The 19,674-nt window shown below is 64.0% G+C and carries 14 protein-coding genes; 8 read left to right on the top strand and 6 right to left on the bottom strand.

Annotated features, from left to right (window positions below):
* Positions 1-13: 13 nt before the first annotated feature.
* Positions 14-1,114, bottom strand: coding sequence for a polyprenyl synthetase family protein (locus BMIN_RS07090; protein WP_022861010.1), 1,101 nt, complete (start codon positions 1,112-1,114; stop codon positions 14-16).
* A 246-nt stretch (positions 1,115-1,360) separates the two neighbouring features.
* Here BMIN_RS07090 and BMIN_RS07085 point away from each other — a divergent pair, with 246 nt between their 5' ends.
* The 3 genes from BMIN_RS07085 to BMIN_RS07075 all read left to right on the top strand — a co-directional run bounded on the left by BMIN_RS07085 (position 1,361) and on the right by BMIN_RS07075 (position 6,078).
* Entirely contained in the window at positions 1,361-2,029 is a 669-nt protein-coding gene (locus BMIN_RS07085) for a DUF4192 family protein (RefSeq protein WP_162138752.1), read from the top strand.
* 129 nt (positions 2,030-2,158) lie between these two features.
* The gene (locus BMIN_RS07080) at positions 2,159-3,667 is read left to right on the top strand and encodes an RNA polymerase sigma factor (RefSeq protein ID WP_420796719.1); all 1,509 of its coding nucleotides are present in this window, start codon (positions 2,159-2,161) and stop codon (positions 3,665-3,667) included.
* Positions 3,668-3,774: 107 nt separating this feature from the next.
* Positions 3,775-6,078 (top strand): DNA gyrase/topoisomerase IV subunit B, encoded by a 2,304-nt coding sequence (locus BMIN_RS07075; RefSeq protein ID WP_022861006.1) that lies wholly within the window; start codon positions 3,775-3,777, stop codon positions 6,076-6,078.
* Between the two features lie 182 nt (positions 6,079-6,260).
* On the opposite strand, the gene BMIN_RS07070 is transcribed toward BMIN_RS07075, so the two are convergent.
* The gene (locus BMIN_RS07070) at positions 6,261-7,691 is read right to left on the bottom strand and encodes an aspartate ammonia-lyase (protein ID WP_026647415.1); all 1,431 of its coding nucleotides are present in this window, start codon (positions 7,689-7,691) and stop codon (positions 6,261-6,263) included.
* Between the two features lie 239 nt (positions 7,692-7,930).
* On the bottom strand, positions 7,931-10,585 hold the full coding sequence (locus BMIN_RS07065; protein WP_022861004.1) for a DNA gyrase/topoisomerase IV subunit A: 2,655 nt from the start codon (positions 10,583-10,585) through the stop codon (positions 7,931-7,933).
* 97 nt (positions 10,586-10,682) lie between these two features.
* Here BMIN_RS07065 and BMIN_RS07060 point away from each other — a divergent pair, with 97 nt between their 5' ends.
* Positions 10,683-11,960, top strand: coding sequence for an alkaline phosphatase family protein (locus BMIN_RS07060; protein WP_022861003.1), 1,278 nt, complete (start codon positions 10,683-10,685; stop codon positions 11,958-11,960).
* 81 nt (positions 11,961-12,041) lie between these two features.
* On the opposite strand, the gene sepH is transcribed toward BMIN_RS07060, so the two are convergent.
* Positions 12,042-13,229, bottom strand: a complete 1,188-nt coding sequence (gene sepH, locus BMIN_RS07055) for a septation protein SepH (RefSeq protein WP_022861002.1) — start codon at positions 13,227-13,229, stop codon at positions 12,042-12,044.
* A 184-nt stretch (positions 13,230-13,413) separates the two neighbouring features.
* Between sepH and BMIN_RS07050 the strand changes: the two genes are divergently transcribed.
* The 3 genes from BMIN_RS07050 (at position 13,414) to BMIN_RS07040 (ending at position 16,605) form a co-directional block, all read left to right on the top strand.
* Entirely contained in the window at positions 13,414-13,734 is a 321-nt protein-coding gene (locus tag BMIN_RS07050; RefSeq protein ID WP_022861001.1) for a DUF4193 family protein, read from the top strand.
* Complete coding sequence (dut, locus tag BMIN_RS07045; protein WP_022861000.1) at positions 13,712-14,185, top strand: dUTP diphosphatase; 474 nt, start codon at positions 13,712-13,714, stop codon at positions 14,183-14,185. The genes BMIN_RS07050 and dut overlap by 23 nt, the downstream gene beginning before the upstream one ends.
* Before the next feature lie 119 nt (positions 14,186-14,304).
* A complete protein-coding gene (locus BMIN_RS07040; protein WP_152595184.1) occupies positions 14,305-16,605 on the top strand; it encodes a RelA/SpoT family protein in 2,301 nt (766 codons plus the stop codon).
* 255 nt (positions 16,606-16,860) lie between these two features.
* Here BMIN_RS07040 and BMIN_RS07035 read toward each other — a convergent pair whose 3' ends face one another.
* Positions 16,861-17,397 carry a peptidylprolyl isomerase gene (locus tag BMIN_RS07035; protein WP_022860998.1) on the bottom strand — a complete coding sequence of 179 codons (537 nt, stop codon included), beginning with the start codon at positions 17,395-17,397 and terminating at the stop codon, positions 16,861-16,863.
* A 51-nt stretch (positions 17,398-17,448) separates the two neighbouring features.
* Positions 17,449-18,315, bottom strand: a complete 867-nt coding sequence (locus tag BMIN_RS07030) for a Cof-type HAD-IIB family hydrolase (RefSeq protein ID WP_022860997.1) — start codon at positions 18,313-18,315, stop codon at positions 17,449-17,451.
* Between the two features lie 340 nt (positions 18,316-18,655).
* On the opposite strand from BMIN_RS07030, the gene BMIN_RS07025 reads away from it, so the two are divergent.
* Positions 18,656-19,606, top strand: coding sequence for a MetQ/NlpA family ABC transporter substrate-binding protein (locus tag BMIN_RS07025; RefSeq protein WP_022860996.1), 951 nt, complete (start codon positions 18,656-18,658; stop codon positions 19,604-19,606).
* Positions 19,607-19,674: the final 68 nt, after the last annotated feature.

The raw sequence follows: 19,674 nt of genomic DNA, 5'->3' as shown, positions 1-19,674 counted from the left end.
GGAATAATGCCTTTTAGTCTAATGGCTGTTGCGGGTCGTTTTTGGCGTCCATCATCATCGGCATGAAGTCCATGCACGACTTCCTCATAAGATCGCGCTTCGATCCTTCCAGACCAAGCGCATCCAGTTCTCTGACGGCGTGCGACCACAGAGCGGATATGCGCCGACGCGAACGATCCAGCGCCCCCGTGTCGTGGAACAGCCGGATGGTCGTCTCCACATCGTCGTCGGTTCGCGCGTCCTTGTCGAACATGCCGATGAGGGTGGCCCTGTCGGACGGCGTCGCGGCATCGATGGCATCCGCCAGAAGAACCGTCCTCTTCCCCTCGCGGATGTCCCCGCCAACCGGTTTCCCGGTGGCCGAGCTTGTTCCGACGACGTCCAGAAGATCGTCCTCGAGTTGGAACGCCACGCCCAGCGGCTCCCCGATCGCATGGGCGGCGCGCGCGCACGATGCCGGGTCAAGCGAGCCCGAGGCGAGAAACCCGAGTTCCAAAGGGGCGATCGTCGTATAGCTGGCCGTCTTCCAGCGGAACACGTTAAGGGATGCCTGCGCAAGCCTATCGGGCTCGGACAGGGGCGCGAGCTCGACGGCAAGATCGAGGACCTGCCCCATGCCGACATCGCGCTGCATGGCGAGGAAGGATGAGACTATCTCCTGGCCGTTGGGCAGCGATCGCGACGCGTCCGCGGCCACGTCGATGCTGCATGTGGCGAGGACGTCCCCCATCATCAGACCCAGCCCGCGGCCGATGCGGGGATCGCCCAGCTCGTCGCCAAGGGCTTTGTGCGCGCTCGGACGACCACGTCTGAGGTCGGAGTCGTCGATGATGTCGTCGTGGATGAGCGCCGCGGTCTGGAATATCTCGATCGCGCAGGCCAGATCCAGCATGGCCGATGAGGTGCCGCTTCCCAGAGCCGAATGCGCGGCGAGCGCGAGGCGCGCGCGTAGCCTTTTCCCCCCGATGGTGGAGGCGCTCGCCTGCGACTCCACCGCGGCGAGCACACGGGAGCAGACGTCACTGTGGCCCCCATACGGACGTGCCGGCGTGTGGCGCCTGATGAGTTCGATGGAATGGCGCTCGATATCGGATCTATCGGGGATGCTGCTCATGCCATCGAGACTATCCACACCGTTCTACCGCGTCCATGGCGTTCGACGTGGATGCACGTCGGATCGGCGGCGCTCTCCATGCATGGTCCGTGGCATAGTCCATGGCGTTTTCCGTGTTCGCGATCGATCGCGTCGGGGCGTTCGACCACAACGATGCGCAGACCACCCGTGCCATCAGCGTCTGCGGAAGAGTCGATGACGTCGAGCGCGATGAGGATGCGCGCCCATGATGAAGGGATCGATGGGATGATGCGGACAAGGACGGAACACGACACGGAACCGGGACGCGATGAGGATCCCGCGTGGGCGGCCGGACGACTTGCGGCGAGGTCGCAGGAGCTTGGGTGCCTCTGCCGTGATCGCGGACGGATCATGGCGGTGCGGGACTACGTCACGGCCCCCATCTCCCACTGGGTCGATGCCGTCTCGCGGGACATGCCGTTGGGCCGTGACGACATGGAGGCGCTTATCGTGGCGCTCGCGCATTTCGTGTCGGTGCGGGACGCGCTTATCGTGTCGACCGTGTGCGGTGTGGACGATGCCGATGTTCTGATGGGATTCGTCACGCGTCCGCATGATCCTGACAGCGTGGCGTTGATGTCGTCGCTTCTTTCGAGAGCCTTCGAGGATCCGCAGGTGGCTCCCGACATGGAACGGCAGGGGCGGGCCATGAGGCTGATCGATGATATGACCATGCTGGCGGCGGGACGGTTCGTCGTCCAACTCCATGCCATGGCGGCGTATGTGCTGTGGTGGGAGGGCGACGGATCCGCACGGGGACGCGCGGAGCTCGCGCGGCGGGAGGACCCGGAATGCACCCTCGCCGAAATAGTCCTGTCGGCGCTGGACAGGGGGATATGGCCCGTGTGGCACGCCGACGAGCCAAGGGAGAATATTTCTTCCGCAGAGGAATAGGGGAATTTCGTCCTGTGTCGGTGGTTAACTCCAATGGTTGACAATTTGCCCTTGCCTGAGCTATGCCCGAATGGGCGGCGAGGACAGAGTGCGGGAGGAAAAAGCTTGGCCACCAAGGAATCAGCGACGATAAACGAGCAGATCGATCCGGAGAAACAAACGGGTGAGGATGCTGCCATGACGGGTCACAAGACCACGAAACGCTCGCGATCCGCAAAACCCAGGAAGGCCGGATCCTCCACGAGGGGTTCGTCCCGGACGACGGAGAAGACGGAGCCGGCAACGGCGGAATCGGCCGCGAAAGCACCCCGATCTTCCCGATCCCGGTCGGCGGCCTCCGCCGGTCCGGGAAGGACGGGAGGGAAGAGCGGCTCCTCATCCGACGTGCATGATGACGAGAACTCCGATGTCGAGATTGCGGCCGATGCCGACGAGGAGGATTTCGTTCTGGAGGGCGAGACGTCCTCCGATGAGGACGATGACAGCGATGACGTCGAGGATTCCGACGGTGGCGATGCCGATTCGGAGGATTCGGACGACGTGGACGATTCGGACGATGATGGAGACGGTGACGACGGCGACGGCGATGACGACGCGGACGCCGCCGACAAGGACGCCGAGGAGACGCCCCGGGCCAAAGGCGCCTTCGTGGTGAGGGACGACGATGAGGACGAGCCGCATGTGAAGGTGGGCAATCCGCGACGTCGGGTCGTGTCGACCGGAGCCACCGCGGATCCCGTGAAGGACTACCTCAAGCAGATCGGCAGGGTCAGCCTTCTGAATGCGGAGCAGGAGGTCGACCTGTCGGAGCGCATCGAGGCCGGACTCTACGCGCAGCATCTTCTGGATGAGGGCTCGCAGTCCATGACGTTCCAGCGTCGCCGTGATCTTCAGTGGGCGGCCGCCGATGGCAAGAAGGCGAAGGACCATTTGCTTGAGGCGAACCTCAGGCTCGTCGTCTCGCTGGCCAAGCGCTATACGGGACGCGGCATGCTGTTCCTCGACCTCATCCAGGAGGGCAACCTCGGCCTGATCCGCGCGGTCGAGAAATTCGACTGGAAGAAGGGCTTCAAGTTCTCCACCTATGCGACGTGGTGGATACGGCAGGCGATCACGCGCGCGATGGCCGACCAGGCCCGCACCATACGCGTGCCGGTCCATATGGTCGAGGTGATCAACAAACTCTCCAGGGTGCAGCGGCAGATGCTTCAGGACCTTGGCCGGGAGCCCACGCCCGATGAGATAGCCCGCGAGCTCGACATGCCTGTGGAGAAGGTCCAGGAAGTCCAGAAGTACGGGCGCGAGCCCATCTCTCTTCACACTCCTCTGGGAGAGGACGGCGACTCCGAGTTTGGCGATCTGATCGAGGACACGGATGCGATCGCGCCTTCGGACGCGGTGGCGTTCTCGTTGCTTCAGGAGCAGTTCAAGCAGGTTCTGGAGACGCTGTCGCCCCGGGAGGCCGGGGTCATCAAGATGCGCTACGGCTTGGAGGACGGCCAGCCCAAGACCCTTGATGACATCGGCAGGGTCTATGGCGTGACGCGCGAGAGGATCAGGCAGATAGAGTCCAAGACCATGTCGAAGCTTCGGCACCCTTCGAGATCGCAAACGCTGCGCGACTTCCTGGATCAGTGAGTCGATGGTCGCCCCGTGACGTGTCCGGGCGGCCGTGGAGGATGTGACGGTTGATCGTCGATCCGGGTGGGTCGACGACATGGGATGGTCGTGGTCGGAGGACATGCATGGCTGAAAGATACAGTGCCAAGGACCTGTCGGTGCTGGAGGGACTTGACGCGGTCCGCAAGCGTCCCGGTATGTATATCGGGACGACGGACAGTCAGGGGCTGATGCACTGTCTGTGGGAGATCCTCGACAATTCCGTGGACGAGGCGCTGGCGGGGGCGTGCACGCGCATAGTCGTCACCCTTCATCGGGATGGTTCCATCGAGGTCGCCGACAACGGACGGGGCATACCCGTCGACGTCGAGCCCAAGACGGGACTGACCGGTGTGGAGGTCGTCCTCACCAAGCTCCATGCCGGGGCGAAGTTCGGCAACGCCTCGTACAACGCGGCGGGCGGGCTTCATGGCGTGGGATCGTCGGTCGTCAACGCCCTGAGCTCACGTCTTGACGTCGAGGTGGACCGCGACGGCGTCACCCATCACATGGCCTTCCATCAGGGCCATCCGGGATCCTATGACGATTCGGACCCCACCCGTCCCTCTCCGGATTCGCCCTTTCACAGGACGCGGAAGAACAGGCCCACGCCCTTGGATGTTCTGGGGAAGGTGGGCCGCCGGACGACGGGGACGCGCATCAGATACTGGGCGGATCCGGAGATATTCAACGAGACGGCGCGATTCAGCTATCAGCAGCTGATCGACCGGGTGCGTCAGACCACGTTTCTGGTTCCCGGACTGACCATCGTCGTCATCGACGAGCAGATACAGGAAACCGGGGACGATTCCCTTGACGAGATGAGGGAGGTCGATTCCTCGGATGATCCGGTGACGGAGCGTGACGACGGCGACGTGGAAGACGGGGGGAAAACCTCACCGGATGACTCCGACGACGACGAGAGGCCACGATCTGACGATGATGCGGATCCACGGGATTCCCGAACCGACGCAGCGCCTGCCGCCGCGAGGACCGCCGACCATCGCCGCGTCGAGACCTTCCAGCACACCGGCGGGGTCAGGGACTTCGTTGATTTCCTGTCCACCGGGGAGCCGGTCAGCGACATCTGGCATATCAGCGGCCGGGACACCTATCGTGAGGAAACCCAATCGGTGGGGAGCAACGGCGAGCTCACTGCGCAGGAGGTCACCCGGGAATGCGGCGTCGACATCGCCATGCGATGGACCAACGGATACGACACCACGATCCGCAGCTTCGTCAACGTGGTGGAGACCCCCGGTGGCGGCATGCACGTCGATGGGTTCCTCCAGGCGGTGGCGCGGCAGGTGCGTAAGGCGGTGGAGGCCAACGCCCGTCGGCTGAAGGTCAACCTCAGGGATTCGGCGGTTCGCGTCGAGCGCGATGACATTCTCGCCGGACTGGTCGCCGTCGTCACCGTGAGAATCGCCGAGCCTCAGTTCCAGGGGCAGACCAAGGACGTACTGGGGACGGCGCCCGTCAGACCCATCGTCTCGGCCATCACCGACCAGCAGTTCGGTGAGATGATCTTCGGTTCCCGCCGCGGTTACAAGGAGCAGTCGGCACGCGTTCTCGACAAAATCGTCGGGGAGATGCACGCCAGAATACAGGCGCGCAGAACCAAGGAGGTCACCAGACGCAAGAACGCCTTGGAATCCGCGTCGATGCCCTCGAAGCTTTCGGATTGCCAGCCGGGCAACGACGACATAGCCGAGCTGTTCATCGTCGAGGGGGATTCCGCGTTGGGAACGGCCAAGGCCGCCCGCAATTCGCGGTTCCAGGCGCTGCTGCCGATCCGAGGGAAGATCCTCAATGTGCAGAAGGCCAGCGTCTCCCAGATGCTGTCCAACAAGGAGTGCTCCGCGATCATCCAGGTCGTGGGCGCGGGATCGGGGCCGGGATTCGACATCGATCAGGCCCGATACCACAAGATCATCATGATGACCGACGCCGATGTGGACGGTGCCCATATCCGCATCCTTCTGCTGACGCTTTTCTACCGGTACATGCGTGGGCTCATCGAGGACGGCCGGGTCTATGCCGCGGTGCCGCCGCTGCATCGCATCGCGCTGTCGGGAAAGAGGAAAGGCGAGTTCCTGTACACCTATTCCGATGACGAGCTCGCGGGGAAGCTGACCGACCTGCGCTCCCGCGGCATCGACTTCAATGATGACATCCAGCGGTACAAGGGCCTGGGCGAGATGGACGCCGATCAGCTGGCGGACACCACCATGGATCCACGCACCCGCATGCTGCGGCGGATACGCATGGAGGACGCCCGCGCGGCCAGCGGCGTGTTCGACCTTCTGATGGGTGACAACGTTCCGCCCCGGAAACAGTTCATCATCGACAACGCCGACGATTTCGACAGATCGAACATCGACACCTGACCGGGAGCGTCCGTGTCCGACCGGGCGCGCCGGCCTGATTTCCGCGTGGCCGTCTCGATCCCGCCCCGTCCCGTTTCATCCGTCCGGCGTCGCATCGAGACGAGGCCGAAACGGGAACGACGGGAACGAGGTCGAGATGGGAACGTGGCACAGGTCGTCGTGGCGTTCAGGCGCAGCGGCGTTCAGTCGTCGTGGTGCTCCCGGCAGGTCTGTCCGAGTCTGCGCGAGAGCGTGAGGGGATCCAGCAGATCGTTGAGTTCGTCCGCGGGAATGTCCGTCATGTCCGCCGCCACGTCACGCACCTGACGTCCGGAGTCCGTGGCCTGCGCGGCGATGGCCAGCGAGGCCTCATATCCGATGACAGGGTTCAACGCAGTGGACAGGGCCGGCGAGGACAGGGCGTGCCGGCGCCCGCCCTCCACGTTCACGGTGATCCCATCCACGCAGAGCGTGCGGAACATGGCCATGGCGTTGGTGAGCAGATGCATGGACGAGAGGATCGCATGGATGATCACGGGCTCGAACGCGTTGAGCTGCAGCTGTCCCGATCCCGCAGCCGCGCAGACCGTCGCGTCCATGCCCAGGACGGTGAAGCAGCACTGATCGATGCTCTCGGGGATCACGGGGTTGATCTTCCCCGGCATGATGCTGCTTCCCGCCTGCCGTGCGGGGACGTCGAGATCATTGAGGCCCGCGCGGGGACCGGAGTTGAGCAGACGCAGATCGTCCGCGGCCTTCTTGAGATGTATGGCCAGATTGCGTATGGAGCTTGACGCGGTGACGAAATCGGACATGTCCGTGATGGCCGCGACGGGATCCGGCGCCGCGGCGATGGGCAGACCGCTGATCGTGCGCAGATCCCGGATCGCCGATTCACGGAAGCGCGCATCCGCGCATATCCCGGTTCCGACGGCGGTCGCGCCGAGGTTGACGACGCACAGCGACGAGATCTGCGCGGCCAGAGTTCGGGCGTCGGATTTGAGGAAACTCGCGAACGCGTGGAACTCCTGACCGAACGTCATGGGGACGGCGTCCTGCAGCTGCGTCCGTCCCATGGTGACGTCGTTGATGTGCTTGTCGGCGAGGTCATGGAAGGACAGCGCGAGGCGGGTGGTCTCCTTGATCAGCGGAGTGAGCGCGGTGACGATGGCGATGCGGCAGGCCGCGGGATAGGTGTCGTTCGTGGACTGCGACATGTTGACATGGTCGTTGGGATGGATGAACCGATATTCGCCGCGCCTGTGCCCGGAGATCTCCAGGGCACGGTTGGCGATGACCTCGTTGACGTTCATGTTCGTGGACGTCCCCGCGCCACCCTGCAGAACGTCCACGGGGAACTGGTCCCGCAGCCTCCCTTCCTCGAGTTCGCGGCAGGCCGCCATGATGGCGTCCGCGGTGCCCTTGTCGAGAAGACCCAGATCGGAGTTCGCCTGCGCGCAGGCGTGCTTGACGGTGGCGTAGGCGGTGATGAGCTCGGGATGGTCGCTGACCCGCGCCGATCCCAGAGGGAAGTTCGATATGGCGCGATACGTGTGTATTCCCCAGTACGCCTGCGAGGGAATCATCATGGTGCCGAGGCAGTCGTGCTCCTGACGCGCGTCGGGGCCGTCCATGATCGGGGGATGGGTGTCGGTGGCGGAGGTGCGGACCTCATCCTTCGCCATGGTGCTGTCGTTGGTTGCCGATGCTTCGATCATGGAACTGCGTGAATTCCCGTTCACCGATACCTCCATCGAGGAAATGCGGAAGATGTGGTTGCCGATGCCGGAATCGATGGTCCTGCACCGACATCGTCAGATGCTAGTCCATGTTTGTATCCCCGGATCACGCTCCGGTATGGCGCGTGATCCGGTCAGTCGACCGTCGCCAGAGGGGCCGACAGCTCCGTCCCCGAGGCGTCTCGGCGCATGACGGGTTTGGGCAGCTGGACCTCGGATCCCGTGGCCGTCGCTCCTCGTAGCGGGTATGGTCCGACCGCGGCCAGGGTCAGGATGTTCTGTCCCTTGAGGAACCGTTGCACACGGACTCCGCGCGTGGCCCTGCCTTTGGTGGGATACATCGACAGCGGCGTCAGCTTGCAGGATCCGGATTCCGTGCCCGGCAGCGATTGGGAGTCGCCGGCGACGGTGAGGACCACCGCGCCGGAGGCGTTGGACAGGCCTTCGTCGTTCTCGTCATAGGTCCATCGCACGTCGCGTTGGGGCGCCACGGCGAAGGCGATGGCGTGGGCGCCTTCGGACAGTGTGATTCCGGCCATCCCCGAGGCCGTCCGTCCCTGGGGGCGGACGAGCCGTGCCTCATAGGTGAGAAGTGAGGCGTCCGTCGTGATGAACACCAGATGGTCGTCGTCATCCGCAACGGATGCTCCGATGACCTCGTCGCCGTCCTTGAGATCGATGACGCTCCATGAGTCCATGGTCGTCGGCGATTCCCCGTTCCAGCGCTTGACGATGCCGTTGCGTGTTCCCAGAGCCAGAATCGTGGGCGTGTCGTCGATAGGGATGAGGGACACCACCTTCTCGCCCATGGAATGATCGGTGTCCGTGGTGGTCGTGATCAGTCCTTCGGACGACACTCCCGCGGAGGCGTCGGGCAAGGGGGAGGAGCTGGATGGAAGGTCGCCGACATTGGCCAGAACGAGCCTTCCCGCTGAGGTTATGAGGGCATAGCGTGACAACGCGGTGCTGGGGATCATGCTGATGGTCTGCTGGGCCATACTGGTCAGTGGCTGCCGAGAGCCGCGCGCCTCGATCCAGGACCGCGGACCACGGATGACGCTTCCGTTCGCCGCGAGCATCACGGCGCAGGGATCATCCGACAGCTGCATTCCCGATGCGGGGGAGTCCGCCGTGGCCATGAGGGACATGGCGGACGATCCGGTCGCATGTGCCGATGCCGATACCGATGCCGATGCCGTCGCCATCGCGGAACCCACGGTCTGCGGCGTCTCGGAATCCGAGGCCTCCGAGACGGGTACCGGCGTGATCGTTCCGTCCTCGTCCCTATCCAGAAGGACGGTGCGGCGGGGCGTTCCCCACGTCGCTGCGGCCTGATCCATCTCGTCGATGACGACATGGTCGAGGGTCTCGTCCGAGGAGAGGATCCGCATCAGCTCGTCGATTCTGGACTGGAGATCGTCGCGTTCCGATTCGAGCTCGAGTCGGCTCATGCGGGTCAGACGGCGTAGCCGGAGATCGAGGATGTAGGTCGCCTGGATGTCGTCGAGATCGAAAACCGACATCAGCCGTCCCCGGGCGGTGTCCGCGTCGTCCGAGCTGCGGATGACCTGGATGACCTCGTCGATGTCCACAAGTGCCAGAAGGAGTCCCTCGACGAGATGGAGCCTGTCGCGCGCCTTGTCGAGACGGAACTGGCTGCGGCGCTTGACGACCGCGCGGCGGTGTCCGATCCACACGTCCAGCATCTCGCGAAGGCCAAGCGTATGCGGCCGGCCATCGACCAGAGCGACGTTGTTGATCGTGAAGCCGTCCTCCAGCGGGGTGTGCCTGTACAGCTGGGCGAGGACCGCGCTCGGATCGAATCCTGTTTTGATCTCGATGACGAGCCGGGTGCCGTTGTGCCGGTCGGTCAGATCGATGGCCCCCGATATGCCTTCGAGCTTGTGGTTGCGCACCCCTTCTGAAATGCGTTCCAGAACGCGTTCAGGGCCGACGAGGAAGGGCAGTTGCGTGACCACTATCGCCTTCTTGCGCGCCGTCACGTTCTCGACATGGGTGACGGCACGGGTGGTGAAGGCCCCGCGTCCCGTCTCATAGGCCTGCCGTATGCCGTCCCGGCCGATGATGACGCCTCCGGACGGCCAGTCGGGACCCGGCACGAACCGCATGAGCTCCTCCAGCGTCGCATCGGGATGGGTCATCAGATGCCGCGCGGCGCCTATCACCTCGATGAGGTTGTGCGTGGGCATGTTGGTCGCCATGCCCACCGCGATTCCGGAGGCGCCGTTGACGAGGAGATTGGGGATCGCCGACGGGAGGACTTCTGGCTCCTGGAGCTTGTTGTCGTAATTGGGCGTGAAGTCGACCGTGTCCTCCGCGATATCGGCGTTCATGCCCAGAGCCGCCGGGGCCAGCCGGGCCTCGGTATAGCGCGAGGCGGCGGGTCCGTCATCAAGTGATCCGAAGTTTCCGTGGCCGTCGACGAGGGGAAGTCGCATGGCGAAGGGCTGGGCCAGTCTGACCATCGCCTCGTATATGGCCGAATCGCCATGGGGGTGGAGCTTCCCCATGACCTCTCCCACCACGCGGGCCGACTTCATGTAGGGCCGGTCCGGAGCGAGGTTCATCTGGCCCATCTGATAGATGATGCGCCGCTGAACGGGCTTGAGCCCATCGCGGGCGTCGGGGAGTGCGCGTGCGTAGATCACGGAATAGGCGTATTCGAGGAACGAGCGGCTCATCTCCTCGTTCAACGGCGTCTCGACGATGCGCTCCTCGACGGTGCGCGGGTCGAAGGACGAATGCCGTGGTGTGCGGCGTGAAGCCATTGCTGCGAACCCCCTGATGGACGACGACAATCCGATTCATGATACTCCACGGCCGGCCGTGCGGCGGTTTTCTCCGGGCGGTGCTTGAATGAGGCGTATGAGTGTGAGCACGCCGGATGAGCATGAGTTGGTGGCCATGGTTCCCGGTGTCCCATACGGCGACGGCATCGTCGATGGCGGTTCTCAGGAGACGGACGCGGTCGGGGGCAGGCCCCCGCGTCATCAGGCCGCGCTGCATCTGTCCTCGGTTCTCCCCGCGTTGTCGAGCGCCATCGGACATCCGATTCCCACGCGCGTCCACGACGATCCGGCGGGGCTTCGGTCCGCCCTGGGCCTTCCCGAGGTCCGCAGCGCGATCGTGGTCCTTGTCGATGGTCTGGGCTTCTGGAACCTCGTCTCGCGTGCCGGGCACGCCCGGTATCTGCGCTCGCTTCTGAACGATTCGGCGAACCAACGGCCCCTGTCGACCTGCGTTCCGAGCACCACGGTCGCGGCGATGGGGGTTTTCGGAACCGGGACGTGTCCGGGATTGACCGGCATGACGGGGTACACGCAGAGGAACACGGACAACGGGCGGATCTGTCAGCTCATCCAGTTCCGCGACGCCCCCGATCCTTTGGATCTTCAGCGCGTCCCCACGGTGTTCGAGGGGCTGGCCGATGAGGGCGTTCGGGTGACGAGCTGCGGGATGCCCCGCTTCGAGCATTCGGCTCTGACCAGAGCGGCTTTGCGTGGCGCCGACTACCGGTGCGGAACGACGGCCCATGACCGGTTGTCCGCCGCCTGCGAGAGCGCGCGTACCCCCGGGCTGACGTACGTGTACATCCGTGACGTCGACAAGACGGGGCACGCGCAGGGGTGGGAGTCGCGCGATTGGGCCGCGACCGTGGAAAGGGTCGATTCCCAGATCGCCTATCTGCGGCGGTGCGCGCCGGCGGGAACCCTGCTGGTGATCGTCGCCGATCATGGAATGGTTTCGGCACGGGAGGAGGACCGCATCGACATGGCTTCCCGTCCTCGGCTCGACGAGGGCGTCGCCATGATGGGGGGCGAGCCGCGTGCCCCCATGCTGTATCTGCATGAGGATGCGGATCCCGCCGACGTCATCGGCAGATGGAAGGCCGAATTGGGGGATCGGATCGAGATGATGACGAGGGAGCAGGCCATTTCCCGGGGGCTGTACGGGCCGGTCGACCCTCGTGTGGCTCCGATGATCGGCGATGTCGTGGCATGGTCGTGCGGTCACACCACGATCGTCGACTCGCGCGAGCAGACCGATCTGGCGACAAGACTCCCCGGCGTCCACGGGTCGCGGACCATGATCGAAACGGACGTTCCCTGTCTGATCGACGTTGTTCCCCGACGCTCGCGCTGAAGTGTTCACGCCTCCGTCGGGCGCCGGTCCTCAGTCGGTCCTCAGGCCCCGAATCGGATGCCGGTTGCGAATCCGACGTCGTCAGTCCCCGAAGAGAATCTCGTCCCAGCTGGGGACCGCGGAGCGCCCCGAGCGGCGACGGTTCCCCTTGGCCTGTTCCGGCGCCGTCGTCGAGGCAGGGGCAGTGCTCTCATCCTGTTGCGCCTTCCCCTGTTGTTGCGCCTTCCCCTGTTGTTGCGTCTTCCCGCGTCCTTCGGCGGATGCGGGGGAGTCCGAACCGTTCCGAGATACCTGCCGAGGTGTCGACTGCGACCTCCTTTGGGATGATGCCGGCGTGGCGGCGTCGGAGGATTCGGATTCGGCGTCGACGTCGGCGACGCTGGCGAGGCTTTCGGAGAGCGATGGACGGGTTTCGGATGAGGCCCCCGTGATCGCGGCCACGGGTTCCAGAGATGTGGGACGACGGGTCGGCTGCACGGACGGTGCGGATTTCCTCGCGGGGGTCTCCCTGGAGGGGGACTCCGGCTGGGCCCATGAGGACACGGCCCGTTCGATGCGTGCCGATCGGATCGAGCTTCCGGGGATGTCGTCGTGGTGCCCCCGTGTGGAGTGTGACGACGAGACGGGGAACGGGGTGGGAAGAGGACGGTCGAGATCGTCCTGGGATGAGGGATGCTCATCGTCCGGCGTGTGCAGTCCAAGGAGCCGACGCGCGTTCTCGTTGATGCAGGCGACCGAATTGTCATGCATGTTCCACGACCATTCGGCCTTCATCGACCGCGACGATACGGTGAACCGAGCGGTGATCCTCCATGGTTCGAGGCCTCGGCGCGTGGCTCTCCACGACACGCCCTCCATGCCCGTCCCGACGGCGTCCAGACTGCGTTCGATGATCTCGCCAAGCGAATGCGCCCTGCTGTCCTTGGGCGCGGCGACGCTGAGGAACTGCTCGATGGCGTACTGCTTCTCGGTTTCCACGGCGGAGGAGAACCGCCGCACCAGAGCCTCGCTGAGACCGTAGTGTTCGGCGACCTTCGTCGGATTGGCCCCGGCCCGGATAAGCGATTGGATCTGTGAGATCGGGACGCGGGCGGTCGCGGCGGCGGAGGTTTTCCGTGATTCGGCGGCGACCTGACGCGCCTCGAGCATCGCATTGTTCAGCGTCTCATCCACGGGCACGGAGAACGACCGCGTGCCCGTGGTGAAAATCAGCTCTCCCGTCGGCCCCACATGGTCGAAATGAGCCTTCGCTGGCGAATTGTCAGGCATGCGCGCATCACTTTCCTCGGATCGGGTGTCTCTCCGATATATGCCGTCGGGTAAACCGGAACTATCTCCATTGTGCCCCAACTCTTGAATTTTAAGATCATTTCATGCGACACCCCCGCCGAAACGGGTGTCGATTCATGTATTCTATGCGCAGCGCGTGTCTCTCACAGGAAAGGAGTGGGGTATGGCTCAGGACTATGATTCCCCCCGCAACAAGGACGACGACGATTCGCTGGAGGAACTGGGCAAGGGGACCCGTCCTTCGGCGGCGGACCTTGAGGAGGACGACGACGAGAACGCCGTCGCCAGCTCCTATGACGTCTATTCGGGGGCGGACGTCAACAGCGAGGATTCATCCATAACCGTCACTCCGACCCAAAGCGACGAGTTCCTCTGCTACGGCTGCTTCCTCATCAAGCACCGCAGCCAGCTGGCCCGGACGGATGCCACTGGACACGACTATTGCAAGGAGTGCGTCGACGGTGACGGTGGATACGTCCTATAACGAGCCGGAGAACACCGAGATCCTTCTCAAGGTGGTGGGTGACGGGGAGGGGCTCGAGCTTCCCTCGTACGCTCATGCGGGTGACGCGGGGGCCGATCTGAGGGCTACCCGTGACGTCACGCTCGGTCCGTTCCAGCGTGATCTTGTTCCCACGGGCGTGGCGATCGCGCTTCCGGCGGGATACGTGGGTCTCGTCCATCCCCGCTCGGGACTCGCCGTCCGTCAGGGGGTGACCGTCCTTAATGCCCCGGGAACCATCGATGCCGGGTATCGTGGCGAGATCAAGATCCCTCTTATCAATATGGATCCCGAGAGAACCGCGGTCCTTCACCGTGGGGATCGCATAGCCCAGCTGGTCATCCAGCGCTACGTCGAGCCGGTGTTCGTCCAGGCCCGGGTGCTGCCCGGTTCGGACAGGGCGGAGCGCGGCTTCGGCTCATCCGGATCATGATCGTCCCATAGATGGTTCCGAAGGTTCGTGGCCTTCGCCGGACTGGGTAGGATGGGGTAGTCAGATCTGAGGAAGGTGGGACGGTGGCGGAGTCGGATGATCAGAGGCGCTTGGCGCGCATGCTGGGGTGTGAGATCAGCGATGATCCACTCGATCCTCTACGCCCCATCGTGCGCGTATGCGCGTCCCATTATCCGGACGAGGACCTTGACGTCCTTGAGCGGGCGTACCGACGGGCGTTGGCCCAGCATTCCTCGCAGTGGCGCAAATCCGGGGAGCCCTACATCATCCACCCGCTCGCGGTGTCGCAGATACTCGCCGATCTGGGTATGGGCCCGCTCGTCGTCGCCGCGGGTCTGCTTCATGACACGGTCGAGGACACCGACTACACGCTGGAGGAATGCCGGGCCGAGTTCGGTCCGACGGTGACGGGTCTCGTCGACGGCGTGACGAAGATATCCCGAATGGATTACGGCGACTCCGCCCCCGCCGAAACCATCCGCAAGATGGTCGTCGCGATGAGCCGTGACGTTAGGGTTCTTGTGGTCAAGCTCGCCGATCGGGTCCACAATGCGCGCACCTGGCGCTACGTCAAGGCATCCAGCGCACAGCGCAAGGCACGCGAGACGCTGGATGTGTACGCGCCGCTGGCCAACCGGCTGGGAATGAACGCCATCAAGACGGAGCTCGAGGAGCTGAGCTTCAAAACCCTGTATCCCAAGATCTACAACGAGATCGTCGTTCTCGTCTCGCGGCGTGCCGGTCAGCGCGAGGTCTATCTGGAGCAGATCATCGATGAGATCAGCGGGGATCTCAAGGCCCAGAACATCAGGGCCTCGGTGGGAGGCCGGCCGAAGGACTACTTCTCCATCTATCAGAAGATGGTCGTCCGCGGTCACGACTTCTCGAACATCTATGATCTTGTGGGGGTGCGGATCATCGTCGATTCGATTCCCGACTGCTATGCCGCGCTGGGGGCGGTCCATGCGCGGTGGAATCCGGTTCCGGGCCGGTTCAAGGACTACATCGCGATGCCGAAGCTCAACATGTATCAGAGTCTGCACACCACTGTCGTCGGCCCGGGCGGGAAGCCCGTGGAGATTCAGATCCGCACGTGGGAGATGCACCGGCGTGCCGAGTTCGGAATCGCCGCCCATTGGAAGTACAAGGAGAACGGACAGGCGGGACGGGTGCTGAGCGCCCCCGACAGCGTCGACCGACGTCGCGAGTCGGAGAATCCGCAGGAGCTCAGCGAGGCCGACAACCTCAAGTGGATACAGCAGCTGGCCGACTGGACGAGCGAGACCCCGGATTCGGACGAGTTCCTCGGCTCGCTCAAGGAGGATCTCGGCGGATCCGAGCTGTACGTGTTCACTCCCAAAGGGGCGATCGTGTCCCTCCCCGCGCACGCGACCCCGGTCGATTTCGCGTACGCCGTGCATACCGAGGTCGGACACCGCACCATGGGGGCGAGGGTCAACGGGCGCCTCGTCCCGCTTGACACCGCACTGGAGAACGGCGACACGGTCGAGATACTGACGTCCAAATCGGATACCGCGGGGCCATCGCGGGACTGGCTGACGTTCGTCAAAAGCCCGAAGGCCCGCAACAAGATCCGCCAATGGTTCAGCAAGGAGCGTCGCTCCGAGGCCATCGAGGAGGGGCGTGACGAGCTCACCCGCGCCATGCGCAAGAGGAACCTCCCCACAACCGTCCTCATGACGAACGAGGCCATGATCGGCTTGGCCGAGGAGCTGAACTTCGCCGGCCCCGATGCGGTTTTCGCCGCCATCGGCGACGGGCAGATCTCCACGCAGAACGTGATCTCGCATCTGGTCAAGGACGCGGGGTCCGACGAGGTCGCCGAGGAGGTCGAGCAGGAGGCGCTGCCCCTCCGCAAGCATTCACGCAGCAAGACCACGAGCTCCATGGGCGTGTCGGTCAAGGGCGTGGGCGACGTATGGGTCAAGCTCGCCCGATGCTGCACCCCCGTTCCCGGCGATTCGATCATCGGCTTCATCACCCGCAACGATGGGGTGTCCGTCCATCGCACGGATTGCCAGAACATGATCGATCTTCAGAAGCATCAGCCCGAGCGCGTGATCGACGTCCAGTGGACGAGCACCAAGGGGCTGTTCATGGTCAAGATCCAGGTCGAGGCGCTTGACCGTCCGCACCTGTTGTCGGACGTCACGCGGGTGCTGTCGGATCATGGGGTCAACATCATATCGGGATCCATCTCGACCGGTTCGGACCGGGTCGCGACCAGCCAGTTCTCCTTCGAGATGGCCGATCCGCAGCATCTGACGACGGTTCTGGCCGCCGTGCGTAAGATCGACGGCGTCTTCGACGTCTACAGGATCACGGGCGCGAAGGATTCCGCGCAGCCGCGTCTCCGCAGGATGCGGGACCGCGGATAGAACGGGCAGACGGGCAGAACGGATCGCGCGGACGGGCGGACGATCATGAATGACGACGAGGCATGAACGACGACGAGGGCGGGGCGACGGTCGTGGGATCGTCGCCCCGCCCTCAATCGGTGATTCGCGGATCTGCTGGCGTGGACTCGGATCTCGAATGTCCCGGAATCAGCGAGTCCCGGATCCTCGAATCACCGAGTCAGTGGATTGCTGAGTCAGTGGATTGCTGAATCGCGGAATCAGCGGGCGTCATGGTCAGAGGACGTCGATGCCGAGGATGCCCACCGGTTCGAGCGGACGATCCGAACGGTCGGTGGGGACGGCGTCGATGCGCGCGACGACGGCCTTGGACTCGTCGTCCTTCACTTCGCCGAAGATGGTGTGGTGGCCGTTGAGCCACGGGGTCGCCACGGTCGTGATGAAGAACTGCGATCCGTTGGTTCCGTGCGGCTGCCCGTCACGTCCCCGACGCAGGCCCGCGTTCGCCATGGCCAGAAGATAGGGACGGTCGAAGGTGAGATCGGTGGAGATCTCGTCGTCGAAGTCGTAGCCCGGGCCACCGGTTCCGGTTCCCAGAGGGCATCCGCCCTGGATCATGAAGTCCTTGATGACCCGGTGGAAGATCAGACCGTCGTAGAAGGGCTCGGAGGACGTCTCGCCCGTCGCGGGATCCGTCCACTCCTTGGATCCATCGGCCAGACCGAGGAAGTTCGCGACCGTGTTGGGGGCCTTGTCGTCGAAGAGGTCGATGGTGACGTCGCCTTCGGACGTATGCATGATGATGGTTGTCATGTGGTCAATCGTCTCATATCCGTGGGACCCGTTGCCCCCGCTGCGCCGAGCCTAGAGGATGGAGAAATGCGTGAGCGCGTTCATGATGCCATCGTGGTCGACGTCGTCCGTGACGTAGTCGGCGGCGGCCTTGGCGTCCTCGGTGGCGTTTCCCATCGCCACGCCGATTCCCGCGTATCGCAGCATCGTCGCGTCGTTGCCGCCGTCCCCGAAGGCGATCGTCTCCTTCTGCGTGAAGCCGTAGCGGTCCCCGAAGCGCTTGATTCCGCGTGGTTTGCCTCCGTCGGAGGGGATGAGGTCGGTGAACGAGGGATGCCAGCGCACCCCCGTGGTGTGGGCGCACAGGGAGGTGAGCTCCCGTTCGGCGGCGGGCGGGATGTAGGGGCTGATCTGGTAGGTCCTGTGGATCGGCGTCCGGACGTGCGGATCGTCGATGTGGACGGCGGGAGCGGTTTTGCCCAGCTGCCTCCACGTGGCGCGCATGGTGTCCGTCACCTGGTTGAAGTACACGTAGTCGCTTTCGCAGAAGTTGGCGACGACGTCGGGATGGCCGTCCAGCCATCGGTTGATGACGTCCACGTCGTGGGGGTCGAGGGATTCGGTCTCGAGGAATCCGGATTCGTCGAAGCAGTACTGGCCGTTCATGGCGACTATTCCGTCGAAGTCCACGGGCATCGTGTCGAGCACCACGGACATGTGCGACGGGGCCCGTCCGGAGCATATGTAGATGCGGATCCCGCGGTCCTGAAGGGAGTGCAGCGCCCTGACCGTCGATGCGGGGATCTCGTGCGTGGCGAAGCTGGTGAGGGTGCCGTCGATGTCGAAGAACGCCGCCCTGATGTCGGGCGAGGCGCCTTTGGGTGCGGTGTCATGTGGTGGGGTGCCGTTGGACCCGGCGCGTGAGGGAAGGCGTGTCATGGTTCTCCTATCCGTTCCGTGTCCAGTCTACGGGTGACGGCCGAAGAACGGCGGATGCCTATGAACTCGCCATATTCGCACCGGATATAGCGAATATGAATAGCCAATCATGCGAAATTCGCACCTTGTCGTCCCGGGCCGCATTATGGTGATGGATTGTCGACAGGTGATGGATTGTCGACATGCCGGGCCGCATGCGTCGTGCGAGGAGAAACACGACGGGTTGCGATGGCGTTCGGACGAGAAGAGAGAAAACGAAGGAAGAGGGAGAGTCGTCATGACGGAACCAAGCAGCAGTACGAACGGTGACGGGCCGAAGCCTGACGGAATTCGCACTCCGATGCCGTCCGACCCGCAGGAGCCGGTAAGGGTCAACCACACGGGGCGCAACATAGTGATCGTCGTCATCGTCGCGGCGCTTGTGGTGCTCGCCGTGTTCTTCGGGGTGCGGTTCTACAAGAACGCGCATGCGACCGCCGAGAAGGGGTCGGAGTCGAACCCCGTGAAAATCGGTGTGATCGGCGCGACCGACCCCCAGTGGGTGGAGTTCTCGAAGAAGGCGCAGAACGCGGGCATCCATGTGAAGCTCGTCGATTTTCAGGACTACACCTCCGAGAATCCCGCGCTCGACTCGGGCGACCTCGATCTCAACGAGTTCCAGCATCTTCTGTATCTGGCGAACTACAACGTGACGAACGACAAGGATCTCCAGCCCATCGGCGGCACCGCCATCTTCCCCCTGGGCGTGTACTCCAGCAAGGTCACCGACGTCAAGGACATCGCGAAGGGGCAGACGGTGGCCATCCCGAACGATGAGACGAACCAGGCGCGCGCCATCGGCGTTCTCAAAGCCGCCGGACTCGTCAGGCTCAAGGGGGATTGGACCGCGTTCACGACGCCGTCCGATATCGACACGTCGAACTCCAAGGTCAAGGTCACCGCCCTGAAGGCCGAGCAAGTCGCAAACGCGCTGAAGGATCCCAAGGTCGCGGCGGGCGTCATCAACAACGACTACGTGGCCGACGCCGGCCTCAAGCTCACCGATTCGATCTATCAGGACGATGCGGAAAGCAAGGAGGCCCGGCCCTACATCAACGTCTTCGTGGCCCGCAAGGCCGACGCCGACAATCCCACCTATCTCAAGCTGGTGAAGATCGCGCAGTCGAAGAGCGTGTTCACGAAGCTCAATGCCCAGTCCAACGGGACGGCGGTGTCGGCCTCCGACTTCACCGCGAAGGAGCTGCAGACATACCTTGCACAGATCGAGAAGCAGGTTCGGGCCGAGTCCTGACCGGCGCGGGTTCCTCCCGCCGGTCGCGAGCGGCTGACGAAGGAACCAGTGGCTGCCGAGAGGAACCG

This window comes from Bifidobacterium minimum, assembly GCF_000741645.1.
Taxonomy (GTDB): domain Bacteria; phylum Actinomycetota; class Actinomycetes; order Actinomycetales; family Bifidobacteriaceae; genus Bifidobacterium; species Bifidobacterium minimum.
This window is presented reverse-complemented; position numbering and strand designations above follow the sequence as displayed.

Bases quoted from the DNA above. Each gene is read 5' to 3' on its own strand.
- BMIN_RS07090 (WP_022861010.1), bottom strand. From the start codon at position 1,114: ATGAGCAGCATCCCCGATAGATCCGATATCGAGCGCCATTCCATCGAA.
- BMIN_RS07085 (WP_162138752.1), top strand. From the start codon at position 1,361: ATGATGCGGACAAGGACGGAACACGACACGGAACCGGGACGCGATGAG.
- BMIN_RS07075 (WP_022861006.1), top strand. From the start codon at position 3,775: ATGGCTGAAAGATACAGTGCCAAGGACCTGTCGGTGCTGGAGGGACTT.
- BMIN_RS07070 (WP_026647415.1), bottom strand. From the start codon at position 7,691: ATGGACGGCCCCGACGCGCGTCAGGAGCACGACTGCCTCGGCACCATG.
- BMIN_RS07065 (WP_022861004.1), bottom strand. From the start codon at position 10,585: ATGGCTTCACGCCGCACACCACGGCATTCGTCCTTCGACCCGCGCACC.
- BMIN_RS07060 (WP_022861003.1), top strand. From the start codon at position 10,683: ATGAGTGTGAGCACGCCGGATGAGCATGAGTTGGTGGCCATGGTTCCC.
- sepH (WP_022861002.1), bottom strand. From the start codon at position 13,229: ATGCCTGACAATTCGCCAGCGAAGGCTCATTTCGACCATGTGGGGCCG.
- BMIN_RS07050 (WP_022861001.1), top strand. From the start codon at position 13,414: ATGGCTCAGGACTATGATTCCCCCCGCAACAAGGACGACGACGATTCG.
- BMIN_RS07040 (WP_152595184.1), top strand. From the start codon at position 14,305: ATGCTGGGGTGTGAGATCAGCGATGATCCACTCGATCCTCTACGCCCC.
- BMIN_RS07035 (WP_022860998.1), bottom strand. From the start codon at position 17,397: ATGACAACCATCATCATGCATACGTCCGAAGGCGACGTCACCATCGAC.
- BMIN_RS07030 (WP_022860997.1), bottom strand. From the start codon at position 18,315: ATGACACGCCTTCCCTCACGCGCCGGGTCCAACGGCACCCCACCACAT.
- BMIN_RS07025 (WP_022860996.1), top strand. From the start codon at position 18,656: ATGCCGTCCGACCCGCAGGAGCCGGTAAGGGTCAACCACACGGGGCGC.